A 12941-nucleotide genomic window follows, 5' to 3' on the forward strand; every position below is an offset into this window, starting at 1 on the left:
ATCATGACCGAGCCGGGCGGAGCCGCGTGGCGCCAGACCACGTTCTTCCCGTTCTCGACCACCGCGCGCAGGCCGCCGCTCCGCCCGCCCCATCCACCACCGAGCCGGGCGAGGGCTCTGGAGCCGCGCTCGTCGGCTACGGCACCGCCGGCGGACACGTCCAGACCCGCCGCCGCCGACCGGGCGCCACCGCCTCGGCCGCCGCGCCCGCCGCCCGCCCGACGGCCCCGGCCCGGCCCGCCTCCGTGCCGGCCGCCGCCGCGCTCCCCGTCATCGCGAAGCCGCCGATCCGCAAGCTCGCGAAGGACCTCGACGTCGACCTCCTCGAGGTGCAGGCCACCGGCCTCGCCGGCGAGGTCACCCGCGACGACGTCATCCGCCACGCCTCCCAGGCCAGCGTCTTCCGCAACATCCAGACCCCCGCCTGGGGCGACGACCGCGAGGAGCGGATCCCCGTGCGCGGCGTCCGCAAGGCGATCGCCGCCGCGATGTCGACGAGCGCGTTCACCGCGCCCCACGTCAGCGTCTTCGTCGACGTCGACGCGACCCGCACCATGGAGTTCGTCAAGCGCCTCAAGAACTCGCCCGACTTCGCCGGCGTCAAGGTCTCGCCGCTGCTCATCATGGCCAAGGCCATCATCTGGGCCGTCCGCCGCAACCCCACCGTCAACTCCGCCTGGACCGACACCGAGATCGTCGTCCGCCACTACGTCAACCTCGGCATCGCCGCGGCCACCCCGCGCGGACTGCTCGTCCCCAACGTCAAGGACGCCCAGTCGATGAGCCTCCTCGAACTGGCCCAGGCCCTCGAGAAGCTCACCCTCGACGCCCGCGACGGCAAGACCACCGCCGCCGACATGCAGAACGGCACCATCACCATCACCAACATCGGCGTCTTCGGGATGGACACGGGCACCCCGATCCTGAACCCCGGCGAAGTCGCGATCATCGCCCTCGGCACGATCAAGCAGAAGCCCTGGGTCGTCGACGGCGAGGTCCGCCCCCGCTTCGTCACCACGGTCGGCGGCTCCTTCGACCACCGCGTCGTCGACGGCGACGTCGTCAGCCGCTTCGTCGCCGACGTCGCCAGCGTGCTGGAGGAACCGGCGCTGCTGCTCGACTGAGCGGGCGGTGCTCGATTGAGCGGATTCCTCCTTCGTCGTCATCCGTTCCGCGGTCGGCTGTACGAGGTGGGGGCGTGCCGTGGAGCGGGGAGCGTACCGCTACGGCGAATCGCTGGAACGCGATTCGGCGGTGAGCTCGGCGGTGCTCGATCGGGCGGATTCCTCCTTCGTCGTCATCGGCTCCGCGGTCGGCTGTACGAGGTGGGGCGTGTCGTGGAGCGGGGAGCGTACCGCTACGGCGAATCGCTGGAACGCGATTCGGCGGTGAGCTGGGCGGTGCTCGATCGGGCGGATTCCTCCTTCGTCGTCATCCGCTCCGCGGTCGGCTGTACGAGGTGGGGCGTGTCGTGGAGCGGGGAGAGCGGGGGAACGGCAGCGGTCAGCGGGGGGCGACCGCGAAGGAGTGCAGGGCGAGGGCGTCGCTCAGGCGGGCGGCGACGCGGGCGCCGCGGACGCTGGTGCCCTGGGGGTCCAGCGGCGGGCTGACGACGGCGGCGCCGAGGCGGCCGGGAGCGGAGAGGACGAGGGCGCCCGAGACGCTCGACTTGGCGGGGACGCCGACCGCGCGCATCCAGCGGCCCGAGCCGTCGTAGACGCCGCACGTCGCCATGACCGCGACCACGTCGCGCGCGACCGAGGCCGGCACGACCCGCTCGCCGGTCCCCGGGTGCACGCCGCCGAACGCGAGGGTCGCGCCCATCGCGGCCAGGTCGCGGACGTCGACCAGCACGGCGCACGCCCGGGCGTACGCGGAGACGGCGTCGTCGGCGCTGCGATGCAGGGTGCCCTCCGCGCGCATCAGGTGCGCGAGGGCGTGATTCCGGTCGCCGAGGAGGTGCTCGTCGGCGGCGACGCTCTCGTCGACGGAGAGCGGGCGGCCGGCGAAGGCGGAGAGGCCGCGGAGGATCCGCTCGCTCCGGCCGTCGGCGTCGCCCCCGTCGACCAGGGCGGCGGTCAGCAACGCTCCCGCGTTGACCATCGGGTTCGGCGGACGCCCGGTGCCGCTCTCGAGCTTGAGGGCGTCGAAGGCCTCGCCGGTGGGCTCGATGCCGACGCGGTCGAGCGCGTCGCCGCCGGTGTCGAGGAGCGCGAGCGCGAACAGGAACGGCTTCACGGCCGACTGGATGCTGAACCGCGACTCCGCGTCGGCGCTCGCGCGGACGGACCCGTCGGGCAGGACGAGCGCGATCGCGCACAGACCCGGGTCGGCGTCCGCGAGCGCGGGGATGCTGTCGTCGACCTCGCCCCCGTCGTCCGGCAGCACCTCCCGGCGCAGCGCCTCGAGGTCGAAGGCCAGGGGATCGGGGAGGGGGCTCATCCGTCCACTCTGTCAGGGCGGGGAGCCCGTCGCGTCCCGGGCCTCAGACGAGCCCGAACTCCGCGTCCAGCGCGTCCAGCTCCGCGGCGAACGACGCGCGCAGCCTCTCCTTCTCGGCGGCGGGCAGCCAGGAGGCCTCCGCTCCGGTGAGCGCCATCTCGCGCAGCTGACCGGCGGTCGCGCCGATCGGGCCGGCGGCGAGGCGGTACTCGTCGGCGAGCGTGGTCGGGAACATCCCGGGATCGTCGGAGCAGGGCACGACCCGCAGTCCCGCGTCCAGCATCGCCCGGATGGACGCGCGCCGCCAGGGCCGCCAGGAGCGGCGCGAGGTCGTCGAGGCGACGGTGAACACCACGCCCTGCTCGCGGACGCGCTCGACGACGGCGGGGTCCTCGAGGACGAAGTAGCCGTGGTCGATCCGGTCGCAGCCCAGCAGATCGAGGCAGGTCGTCGTGTTGGCCGCGGTCGGGGCGTGCTCGGAGGAGTGGGCGGTCCGGCCCAGGCCGGCCTCCCCGGCGAGGCGGTAGGCGTCGGCGAAGCGCTCGGGCGGACCCGCCGTCTCGAGGTTGTCGAGCCCGATCCCCGCCACGTACTCGTGGGGGTGGCGGACGACCTCGCGGACCAGCTCGAGCGCCTCCTCCCCGCTGCGGCCCGCGGCCTGAGCCGGGACGGTTCCCGACGGGACCCGCGGGTCCGCGCGGCTCCGGGAGGCCGGACGCGGTCCCGCGGGTCGGACGCCGCTACGCCGTGAGCGCGACCGCCGTCCACGAGACGGGCGGGAGGGTCAGCGTCAGCACGCCGTCCTCGAGCGTCGCCGGGGCCTCGCGCAGGCGAACGCGGTTCTGGTCGTCACGCGTGTTCTTCGCGTAGGGGTCCTCGTCGAACAGGGCCACCGCCTCCGCGATGCTCGAGACTCCGAGGCCGCTGACGTCGACGGTGACCTCGATCGGCTCCGTCTGCGACCGGTTCACCAGGAAGACGGCCGCGCGGCCCTCGTCGACAGTGGCGACGGAGTCGATGAGCGGAGCGTCGCCGTGGCGGGCGGTCGAGTAGGTCCCCGCGTCGATCCGGGGGCGCAGCACCGAGCCGGAGGCCAGGCGCGCGGTGGTCGAGAACGGGAAGAACGTGGTCTGGCGCCACGCGGCTCCGCCCGGCTCGGTCATGATCGGCGCGATCACGTTGACGAGCTGCGCGAGGGAGGCGGAGGTGACCCGGTCGGAGTTCTTCAGCAGCGTGATCATCAAATTGCCGAGGACGACGGCGTCGGCGACGGAGTAGACGTCCTCGAGCAGGCGCGGGGCGTAGGCCCACTCGCGGGTGCTCTGGTCGCCCTCGGCGTCGGCCTTCTCCTTGGCCTGCCACTCCTCGAGGTACCAGACGTTCCACTCGTCGAAGGAGAGCTTGATGTCCTTCGTCTTCTTGAGCTTGAACTTCACGTGGTCCACCGTCGCTGCGACGGTGGCGATGAAGTACTCCATGTCGAGGGAGGAGGCGAGGAAGGAGCCGAGGTCTCCGTCGTACTCCTGGTAGTAGGCGTGGCACGAGACGTACTCGACGTCGTCGTACGCGTACTCGAGGACCACGCGCTCCCACTCGCCGAAGGTCGGCATCGACGAGCTCGACGAGCCGCAGACGACCAGCTCGAGCGAGGGGTCGGCGATCTTGAGGGCCTTGGCGGTGCGGGAGGCGAGCTTGCCGTAGTCGTCGGCGCTCATGTGGCCGACCTGCCAGGGGCCGTCCATCTCGTTCCCGAGGCACCACATGCGGATGTCGTAGGGCTCGGTCCCGCCGTTGGCGATGCGCTGGTCGGCGAGAGCGGTGCCGGCCGGCCCGTTGGCGTACTCGAGGACGTCGAGCGCCTCGAGGACGCCGCGGGTGCCGAGGTTGACGGCGTACATGATCTCGCTGCCGGTCAGCTCCGCCCACTTCGCGAAGTCGTCCAGCCCGACCTCGTTGGTCTCGAGCGAGTGCCAGGCCAGGTCGCGGCGGCGGGGGCGCTCGGAGCGCGGGCCGACGCCGTCCTCCCAGCGGTAGCCCGAGACGAAGTTGCCGCCGGGGTAGCGGATCGTCGTGGTGCCCAGCTCCTTGACCAGCTCGACCACGTCGAGGCGGAAGCCGTCCTCGTTCGAGGCGGGGTGGCCGGGCTCGTAGATGCCGTCGTACACGCAGCGGCCGAGGTGCTCGACGAACGAGCCGAAGAGGCGCGGAGTGACGGGGGCGACGACCGCGGCGGGGTCGAGGCTGATGCGCGCGGTGGCGGCGGGGGCGTCGGTCATGAGGGCCTTTCGGGCTTCGGGCTCCCGCAGCGGGCTCGGCGGCGAGCGGTCTTTCTAACGTTGTACACGATGGTCCGCCCCGGCTCGGCCGCTGTCAAGAGCGGCACCGGCCCCCTCCTGCCTCGCTGCTCGCCGCTGCCGACGGCGGCAGACCTTTTCGATCGTCGCGTCTCCCCGCCGCCGCTCAGCGCACCTGTGCTCGACTGGGCGGGTGCCCTCCTCCGATGCCGTCACCGACGCCTGCTCCGAGCTCGCCGACCGCGCCGACGCCCTCGCGGCGTCGCATCCCCGCCCGCGCGCGTTCCTCGCGGCCGTCGCGAAGGACGTCGCCGGCATCCGCAGCGCTCCGCTCGGCGCCCTCGACCTGGCGCACGGCGGCCGCAACCGGGTCCGGGGGAAGGGCTTCCGCCGCCCCTACGACGACGGCACCCGCGGCCAGGCCCGCCACTTCGCCGGCGTCGCGGGCGCCACGCTGTACCTCGGCGGCCCGCTCGCGCACCTGTTCCTCCGTACCGTCGGCGGCGACGTCCGCGGCTCGGCCGACGACCGGCTGACGACGCGGGCCGTGGAGTGGAGCCGGCTCCTCCGCCGCGGCGAGCTGGCCGTCGCGGACGCGGGCGCGTGGATCCGCCGCGAGATCTGCGGCAGCGGGACCTGCGCCTAGGCCCCGGCCGACGCCCGGCCGACCGGCGGGTCCTCCGCGATCGGACGGCCCGCGGTCGACTCCCGGGCGACCACGGTGAACGCCGCCTCGTGGAGCGTCCCCGGGCCGGTGCGGGTGCCCTCGATCCGGGCCTGCAGCACCTCGACCGCGGTCCGCGCGATCTCGTCGCGCCCCGAGTCCACGCTGGAGAGGCTGGGGGAGGAGTAGCCCGCCTCGTCGATGTCGTCGAAGCCGATCACCGCCACCTCCTCGGGGACGCGGACCCCCGCCTCCTGGAGCGCGCGGACCGCGCCGAGCGCGAGGGTGTCGTTGAGCGCGAACACGGCGTCGAAGTCGAGCCCGGAGGCGAGCACGCGGCGCATCGCCTCGGCGCCGCCGGAGCGCCGCCACGGGCCCGAGACGCCGATCATCCGCTCGTCGTAGGCGATACCGGCCTCGGCGAGCGCGGCGCGGTAGCCCTCGAGGCGGAGCGACGCCGAGCTGACAGCGGCGTCGGGGTGCGTCCCGAGCGCCACGATCCGGCGCCTTCCGGAGGCGAGCAGGTGCGCGGTGGCCGCGTGCGCCGCCGCAGTGTTCTGCATGGTGACGTGGTCGACCAGCCCGGTGAAGATCCGCTCGCCGAGCAGCACCAGGGGGAAGCCGACCGCGAGTGCGTCCTCGTCGGCGAGGCCCAGCGGGCTGAAGAGCAGGCCGTCGGTGAGCTGCCGGCGCTCGCTCGCCAGGACGCTCCGCTCGCGCTCGGGGTCGCCGCCGGTCTGCTCGATCAGCACCGTCAGGCCGCGCTCGTCGGCGGCGCGCATCACGCTGTCGGCGAGCTCGGCGAAGTAGGGGAGGCTCAGCTCCGGCAGGGCGAGGCCGATCACGCCGGTGCGGCCGCGGCGCAGGCTCCGCGCGGAGAGGTTGGGGCGGTAGCCCAGCTGCGCGATGGCCGCCTGCACCCGGGAGCGGGTGGCCGGGCGCACGTGCGGATAATCGTTGATCACGTTCGAGACGGTCTTGATCGAGACGTCGGCGGCGCGGGCGACGTCGTGCAGCGTGACGGCCACGGTCCTCCCTCCGCTCGGCCCTCACGCTACCCCGGGGCTCCGCTCCGGCCTGTCGCGGATCGACGCCGGGGCGGCGTGCGGGCGGAGCGCGCCGCCGGAGCAGGACGCGCCCCGCGGCCGATCAGGTGTACCAGCTGGGCTCGGGGACGGTGTCGAGCAGGGCGAAGACGCCGACCTCGCGGCGCTTGTAGGGCAGCGGATCGTGCAGGGAGTGGGTGCGGAGGTTCCGCCAGTAGAGGTCGAGTCCGACCGAGCTGGCGGAGGCGCGGGCGCCGGTCAGCTCGAAGACGCGGGTCGCCGTCGCGAGGCCGTCCTCCACGATCCGCGCCTTGGCCGCGGCGATCCGCACGGCGATCTCGCCGCGGCGCCGAGGCGTCAGCTCCTCGCGCGGAGCGTGCAGCGCGGCCGAGAGCGCGGCCCCCGTCGCGTCGATCAGCGCCTCGTCGGCCCAGAGCCGGGACTGCAGGTCGCCGTATCCCTCGAGCACGTACCACTCGTCGCCGGCGCGCTCCTTGTCGTCGCCGCCGTACGGCCAGGCCCGGGTGCGCTCGCGGGTGTACTGCGCCGCGCGCTCGAGCGCTCCCTGCGCGATGCCGAGGTAGAACTCGGCGAAGACCTGCTGGATGACGGGCACGTTGAGGGTGTTGTAGACGAGCGGACGGTAGACCTTGTCGACGAAGCCGGCCGCCGCCGCCCACGGCACGCGGACGCCGCGGATCTCGACGGAGCCGGACTCGGTGAGCCGCTGGCCGAGGCTGTCCCAGTCGCGGCCGAAGACGATCCCCTCCTGATCGGTGGGGACGATCGCGAAGAGGTGGGTGTCCGTCCCCTCGAGCACCCCCTCGAGCACGGTCAGGTCGCTGACCACACCGCCGGTCGAGAACGACTTGCGGCCGGTGAAGACCAGCTCGTCGCCCTCCTCCCGCACGGTGAGGTCGGAGTCGCGCGGGTTCACCGCGCCTCCGTAGAGGAGGTCCCCCTCGGTCGCGAGCTGCTCCACCGCGATGATCTGCTCAGGGGTCCCCACGAGGCGGGCCGCCCAGGCCCAGAGGTAGTGGTAGCCGAGCAGCTGGCCGATCGAGCCGTCGCCGCGCGCGACGGTGCGGACGACGCGGAGGGCGGTGGTCCACTCCTGGGCGCCGCCGCCGTGCTCGGCGGGCCCGAGCAGCGTGACGAGGCCGGCCGCCTTGAGCAGGGCGACCTCGGCGAAGGGGGCGGCGCCGGCGCGGTCGCGCTCGAGGGCGTCGGTCGCGAGCACGACGGCGACCTCCTCGGCGCGGACGAGCCAGGCGTCAGGGGAGTCGGGCCGGGGTGCGGCCGACCAGTGCTCGGCGGCGGCGCCGATCGTCGTCGCGGCGTCGGCGCCGGCGGTCGTGGGTGCGGTGGTGGTCACGGTGTCCTCGTCTCGTCGGGGGGCGGTGTGCAGCGACTGTGCCAGGGGCGAGGTGTCCGGAGCGAGGCGCGTGTCGCCCCGTGTCCGCGTGTGTCCGCGGATGACCGGCGGGCGCCTCTGCACGATTTTGACAATCGTTATCAATAGCCGTTAGCGTGGGGGCACCCGCCCGGCCCCTGACCCAGATCGGCTCACCGTGAAGACCCGCCTCCTCGCCCTCACCGCCCTCCTCGGCGGCACCGCGCTCGCCCTGAGCGGCTGCTCCGGAGCGGGCAGCGCCTCCGACAGCTCCGCCGCCGCCGCCGCGGGCGGGCCCGTGAAGGTCGTCGCGTCGACGAACGTCTACGGCGACCTCGTCTCGAGCATCGGCGGCGACCTGGTCGAGGTGACCAGCATCATCGACAGCCCGGACAAGGACCCGCACGAGTACGAGGCCACCGCCCGCGACCAGCTCGCCGTGTCCGGCGCGACCCTCGTGATCGAGAACGGCGGCGGCTACGACCACTTCCTCGACACCATGATCAGCGCGGCCGGCACCGAGGCCCCCGTCATCACGGCGACCGTGATCGCCGGCCTGGAGGACGTCCACGACCACGCGGAGGAGGAGGAGTCGGAGGGCGGGCACGAGCACGCGGAGTTCAACGAGCACGTCTGGTACGACCTCTCGGTGATGAAGGAGGTCGCGGGGCGGATCGGCGACGAGCTCGCCGCGCTCGACCCCGACAACGCCTCCGCCTACTCCGCCAATCTCGCCACCCTCGACGAGGGGCTCGACGCCCTGATCGCCCGCGAGGGCGAGCTGAAGGGCACGCTCTCCGGCCGCTCCATCGCGATCACCGAGCCCGTCCCGCTGTACATGACCGATGCGCTCGGCCTGACCGACGCGACTCCCGAGGCCTTCAGCGAGGCGGTCGAGGAGGGCACCGACGTCCCCGCGACCACGCTCCAGGAGACGCTGGCGCTGTTCTCCGGCAAGGCCGTCGACGCGCTGATCTACAACGAGCAGACCGAGGGCGCGCAGACGGACGCGGTGCTCGACGCCGCGAAGGCCGCCGGGATCCCGGCCGTCCCCGTCACCGAGACGCTGCCCGAGGGCGACGACTACACCGGCTGGATGACCGCCAACCTCGACGCGATCGAGGGAGCCCTCTCCCAGTGAGCCACGACTCCCCGACCAGGCCCGTCTCCCCGGAGGCGGGCCCTTCGGCGTCCGTGCTGCGGCTGCGCGGCGCCGGCCTCCGCTTCGGCGACCGCGAGCTGTGGAGCGGCGTCGACCTCGACGTGCGCGCCGGCGAGTTCGTCGCGGTGCTCGGCGCGAACGGCTCCGGCAAGACGAGCCTCCTGCGCGCGGTGCTCGGCCAGCAGCAGCTGAGCGCGGGGGAGCTGCAGGTGCTCGGCGAGCCCGTGCACCGCGGCAACCGGCGCATCGGCTACATCCCGCAGCAGAAGCTCGCCGACGAGGGCACGCCGCTGCGCGCGCGCGATCTGCTCGGGCTCGGGATCGACGGCCACCGGTTCGGCCTGCCCCTGCCCTCCCGCTCCCGGCGCGCGGCCGTCGACGCGCTGCTCGAGGCCGTCGGCGCCACCGCCTTCGCCGACGCCCCCATCGGCAGCCTGTCCGGCGGCGAGCAGCAGCGCGTCCGCGTCGGCCAGGCGCTCGCGGGCGACCCGGCGCTCCTGCTCTGCGACGAGCCGCTGATCGCGCTCGACCTCGCCCACCAGCGGGCGGTCAGCGAGCTGATCGACCGGCACCGCCGCGAGCGGAACCTCGGCGTCCTCTTCGTCACGCACGACGTGAATCCGGTGCTCGGCATGGTGGACCGCGTGCTCTACCTCGCCGGCGGCCGGTTCCGGATCGGCACCCCCGACGAGGTCCTGCGCTCGGAGGTGCTCAGCGAGCTCTACGACGCACCCGTCGACGTGATCCGCGCCCGGGGCCGGGTCATCGTGGTCGGCGCCCCCGACCACTCGCACGTGCACGAGCACGAGGAGGGGCAGTCGTGACGGACGTCTGGTCGCAGATCTTCGACTTCTCGGACTACAGAGCGCTGCTGTCGCTGCTGATGAACTCGGTGATCGCCGGCGCGGTCCTCGGAGTGGTCGGCGGGCTCATCGGCGTCTTCGTGATGTCGCGCGACATGGCCTTCGCGGTCCACGGCATCAGCGAGCTCTCGTTCGCGGGGGCGTCCGCGGGGCTGCTGCTGGGCGTCGGCGTCGTCGAGGGATCGATCGTCGGCTCGCTGATCGCGGCCGTCCTGATCGGCGTGCTCGGCTCGCGCGCCCGCGACCGCAACTCGATCATCGCGGTGCTGATGCCCTTCGGACTCGGCATCGGCATCCTCTGCCTGGCCCTCTACCCGGGCCGCAGCGCGAACAAGTTCGGCCTGCTCACCGGGCAGATCGTCGCGGTCGACGACCCGCAGCTCGGGTGGCTGATCGGCATCTCGGTGGTCGTCCTCGTCGGTCTCGCGCTGATCTGGCGCCCCCTCACCTTCGCGAGCGTCGACGCCGACGTGGCGGCCGCGCGCGGCATCCCCACCCGGGCGCTCTCGATCGCGTTCATGCTCCTGCTCGGCCTCGCGGTCGCCGTCTCGGTGCAGATCGTCGGCTCGCTGCTCGTGCTCGCGATCCTGGTGACGCCGGCGGCCGCGGCGCTGCGACTGTCCGCCTCGCCGGTGGTCGTGCCGCTGCTGAGCGTGCTCTTCGCCGTCGGCGCGCTGGTGGGCGGCATCCTGCTCGCGCTGGGCGGATCGATCCCGATCAGCCCCTACGTGACGACGATCTCGTTCGCGATCTACGCGGTCTGCCGGATCATCGGCCGCAAGGGCGTCCGGCGCTCCCGGCTCGCCGTCGGCGGGGGGCGGTAGCGTGGCCCGGGTCGTGCGGAGTGGAGGTGGTCCAGTGGTCAAGCGCAACACGTGGCAGCGCGAGGCGGTGCGCGAGGCCCTCGGGCGTCGCGAGGACTTCGTCAGCGCCCAGGGCCTGCACAGTGCGCTGCACGCCTCCGGCTCGCCGATCGGGCTCGCGACGGTCTACCGCGCGCTCTCGGACCTGGCCGTGGAGGGCGAGGCCGACTCGCTGCAGTCGCCCGAGGGCGAGAGCCTCTACCGCGCCTGCACGCCGGGGACGCACCACCACCACCTGATCTGCCGCCGCTGCGGGCTGACGGTCGAGATCGCGGCCGACGAGGTCGAGGAGTGGGCGCGCTCGGTCGCGTCGCAGAACGGCTTCACGGACGCGCACCACGTCGTGGACGTCTTCGGGCTCTGCGCCGCCTGCACCGCGGAGCTCGCCGAGGCCTGAGGGTGGTCCGGCCGGAAGCCCGTCCGCGGGCGACCCTGGCCCGGCGTTCGGCTCAGGCCGGGAGGAACACGCCGATCGACCGGTCCTTCACCACGGAGCCGGCGGGCAGCACCCGCCCGCTCATCGCGAGGTAGACGCCCGGCGGCAGCAGCTGCACGGCGGCCACCGCGGTGCCGAGGTTGAACGCGGCGTCGCTGTCGAGCATCCGTGCGGGCTGCATCGCGCCGGTGAGGACGACCACCCGATCGCGGACGACGCCGAGGGCCTCGGCCGTCGCGGTCATCGTGTCGGTGCCGTGGGTGAGGACGATCCGGTCCTCCTCGGCGGCGAGCACCCGCTCGCGGATGAGGGCCCGATCGGCGTCGTCGAGCTCGAGGCTGTCCTTGGCGAGGACCTCCTCGACGCGGAACTCGAGCGTGGTGAGCACCGGGGCGAGCAGGCGCGGCACCATCGGGGCGCCGATCTCGAGCTCGCCCGCGAGCGAGTACTCCTTGTCGACGGTGCCACCGGTGGTGAGGACGAGGATGCGGTCAGTCACGCGATCAGACTAGGCGCCGCCTCCGACACCGGCACGTTCGTGCGCACTGGCCGCGCCACGGCGGCGGCGGCGGCCCGCATCGGGAACGATGGAGCGCATGACATCCTCCTCCCCGTCCCTCCTCCGCACCGGCGCCAAGGTGCTCCTCGGCTCCGCCCTCCTCTTCGCGGGGGTGAGCCACCTCACCCGCAAGCGGGAGGAGTTCCAGGCGCAGGTGCCCGAGTGGGTGCCGCTGGACAAGGACGCGGTCGTGCTCGCCTCGGGCGTGGTCGAGATCGGCCTGGGCGCCTCGCTGGTGCTCGCGCGCCGACGGGCGCCGCTGGTCGGAGCCGCGGCCGCCGCCTTCTTCACCGCGATCTTCCCGGGCAACGTCTCGCAGTGGGTGACGCGGACGAGCGCCTTCGGCCTCGACACCGACCGCAAGCGCGCCGTGCGCCTCGCGTTCCAGCCGCTGCTGGTGGCGTGGGCGCTCTGGTCGACCCGTCGTCCGCGGGGCTGATCCCACTCGGCTGATCCCGCTCGCCGGGCGGCACGACGCCGGCCGTGAGCGCGTGCCGCCCGCCTCGGAGGATCCTCCTTAGCCGCCGCCCTGCTGCGCCTCGGCCAGCAGCGGCGCGAGCAGCTCCTCGATCCGGCGCCGCGCCCCCTCGGCGTCGCCCGCGGCGATCGCCTCGACCAGCTCGGCGTGCTGGCGGGCGTGCACGTCCTCCTCGCCGACGACGTCCTCCTCCAGCACCGACTCGAACATGCCGGTGAGGCCGTCGTAGAGCTCGACGAACAGGTCGTTGTGGGTCGCGACGACGACGGCCCGGTGCAGCGCGGTGTCCGCGGCGATCCGCTCGGCGAGCTCCGGCGCCTCCCACGAGCGGGCCCGGCGGGCCAGCAGGGCACGGAGGGCGGCGACGTCCTCCCCGGTGCGGCGCTCGGCCGCCAGCGCGGCCGTCGCCCCGTCGATCGCGAACCGCAGCTCGAGGCCCTCCCGGCGGGCGGCGCTCGGGATGCGGCGGCGCAGCGACTCGGCGAGCTGCGAGCGCGCGGTGACGAACGTGCCGCGCCCCTGCTCCCGCCGCACGAGGCCCGCCTGCACGAGGGCCTGGACGGCCTCGCGGACGGAGTTGCGTCCGGCGCCGGTCCAGCGGGCGAGCTCGGCCTCCACCGGGATCCGCTCGCCGACGGCCCAGCGGCCGGAGCGGATCTCCTCGTGGAACAGCGCCGTGACGTGGTCGATCACGCTCTCGCGCTGGAACGGCGCCGCGGGGCTAGACTCGCCAGGATTCAT

14 protein-coding genes are annotated in these 12941 nt (G+C 73.8%); 7 read left to right on the forward strand and 7 right to left on the reverse strand.

All coding sequences use genetic code 11. From position 1 onward, the window contains the following. Nucleotides 1–1124: dihydrolipoamide acetyltransferase family protein (locus tag C5D04_RS06990; protein ID WP_104347478.1), on the forward strand; the 1124-nt coding region annotated here is incomplete at its 5' end. Between the two features lie 379 nt (nucleotides 1125–1503). On the opposite strand, the gene glsA is transcribed toward C5D04_RS06990, so the two are convergent. The 3 genes from glsA to C5D04_RS07005 all read right to left on the reverse strand — a co-directional run bounded on the left by glsA (nucleotide 1504) and on the right by C5D04_RS07005 (nucleotide 4718). Continuing rightward, nucleotides 1504–2442, reverse strand: coding sequence for a glutaminase A (glsA, locus tag C5D04_RS06995; protein WP_104347459.1), 939 nt, complete (start codon nucleotides 2440–2442; stop codon nucleotides 1504–1506). Nucleotides 2443–2485: 43 nt separating this feature from the next. Then, nucleotides 2486–3067: a hypothetical protein gene (locus C5D04_RS07000; RefSeq protein ID WP_104347460.1), complete on the reverse strand. Its 582-nt coding sequence runs from the start codon at nucleotides 3065–3067 to the stop codon at nucleotides 2486–2488. A 115-nt stretch (nucleotides 3068–3182) separates the two neighbouring features. Then, nucleotides 3183–4718: an alpha-N-arabinofuranosidase gene (locus C5D04_RS07005; RefSeq protein ID WP_104326181.1), complete on the reverse strand. Its 1536-nt coding sequence runs from the start codon at nucleotides 4716–4718 to the stop codon at nucleotides 3183–3185. 211 nt (nucleotides 4719–4929) lie between these two features. Here C5D04_RS07005 and C5D04_RS07010 point away from each other — a divergent pair, with 211 nt between their 5' ends. Continuing rightward, nucleotides 4930–5382 carry a hypothetical protein gene (locus tag C5D04_RS07010; protein WP_104224546.1) on the forward strand — a complete coding sequence of 151 codons (453 nt, stop codon included), beginning with the start codon at nucleotides 4930–4932 and terminating at the stop codon, nucleotides 5380–5382. On the opposite strand, the gene C5D04_RS07015 is transcribed toward C5D04_RS07010, so the two are convergent. Together C5D04_RS07015 and C5D04_RS07020 are read right to left on the reverse strand one after the other, a co-directional pair. Further along, nucleotides 5379–6428 (reverse strand): LacI family DNA-binding transcriptional regulator, encoded by a 1050-nt coding sequence (locus C5D04_RS07015; RefSeq protein ID WP_104224545.1) that lies wholly within the window; start codon nucleotides 6426–6428, stop codon nucleotides 5379–5381. The two genes, C5D04_RS07010 and C5D04_RS07015, sit on opposite strands and share 4 nt — an antisense overlap. A gap of 121 nt (nucleotides 6429–6549) precedes the next feature. Beyond that, nucleotides 6550–7821, reverse strand: a complete 1272-nt coding sequence (locus C5D04_RS07020) for an acyl-CoA dehydrogenase family protein (RefSeq protein ID WP_258065460.1) — start codon at nucleotides 7819–7821, stop codon at nucleotides 6550–6552. A gap of 196 nt (nucleotides 7822–8017) precedes the next feature. Here C5D04_RS07020 and C5D04_RS07025 point away from each other — a divergent pair, with 196 nt between their 5' ends. From C5D04_RS07025 to C5D04_RS07040, 4 genes are read left to right on the forward strand one after another with little or no spacing between them, the layout of a single operon-like run. After that, nucleotides 8018–8980, forward strand: coding sequence for a metal ABC transporter solute-binding protein, Zn/Mn family (locus C5D04_RS07025; protein ID WP_104317335.1), 963 nt, complete (start codon nucleotides 8018–8020; stop codon nucleotides 8978–8980). Further along, nucleotides 8977–9825, forward strand: coding sequence for a metal ABC transporter ATP-binding protein (locus C5D04_RS07030; protein ID WP_104227225.1), 849 nt, complete (start codon nucleotides 8977–8979; stop codon nucleotides 9823–9825). Before C5D04_RS07025 ends, C5D04_RS07030 begins: the two co-directional genes overlap by 4 nt. Before the next feature lie 59 nt (nucleotides 9826–9884). Then, on the forward strand, nucleotides 9885–10688 hold the full coding sequence (locus C5D04_RS07035; RefSeq protein ID WP_104224551.1) for a metal ABC transporter permease: 804 nt from the start codon (nucleotides 9885–9887) through the stop codon (nucleotides 10686–10688). Between the two features lie 34 nt (nucleotides 10689–10722). Further along, nucleotides 10723–11124: a Fur family transcriptional regulator gene (locus tag C5D04_RS07040; protein WP_104238381.1), complete on the forward strand. Its 402-nt coding sequence runs from the start codon at nucleotides 10723–10725 to the stop codon at nucleotides 11122–11124. A gap of 52 nt (nucleotides 11125–11176) precedes the next feature. Here the strand turns inward: C5D04_RS07040 and C5D04_RS07045 are convergent, their stop codons facing one another. Continuing rightward, complete coding sequence (locus C5D04_RS07045) at nucleotides 11177–11662, reverse strand: asparaginase domain-containing protein (protein ID WP_104224541.1); 486 nt, start codon at nucleotides 11660–11662, stop codon at nucleotides 11177–11179. A gap of 88 nt (nucleotides 11663–11750) precedes the next feature. On the opposite strand from C5D04_RS07045, the gene C5D04_RS07050 reads away from it, so the two are divergent. Continuing rightward, nucleotides 11751–12161 (forward strand): hypothetical protein, encoded by a 411-nt coding sequence (locus C5D04_RS07050; RefSeq protein WP_181027249.1) that lies wholly within the window; start codon nucleotides 11751–11753, stop codon nucleotides 12159–12161. A gap of 78 nt (nucleotides 12162–12239) precedes the next feature. Here the strand turns inward: C5D04_RS07050 and C5D04_RS07055 are convergent, their stop codons facing one another. Further along, nucleotides 12240–12941 (reverse strand): FadR/GntR family transcriptional regulator, encoded by a 702-nt coding sequence (locus C5D04_RS07055; protein WP_104292768.1) that lies wholly within the window; start codon nucleotides 12939–12941, stop codon nucleotides 12240–12242.

It is taken from the genome of Rathayibacter sp. AY1D2, assembly GCF_002932695.1.
In the GTDB taxonomy this organism is placed as follows: Bacteria; Actinomycetota; Actinomycetes; order Actinomycetales; family Microbacteriaceae; genus Rathayibacter.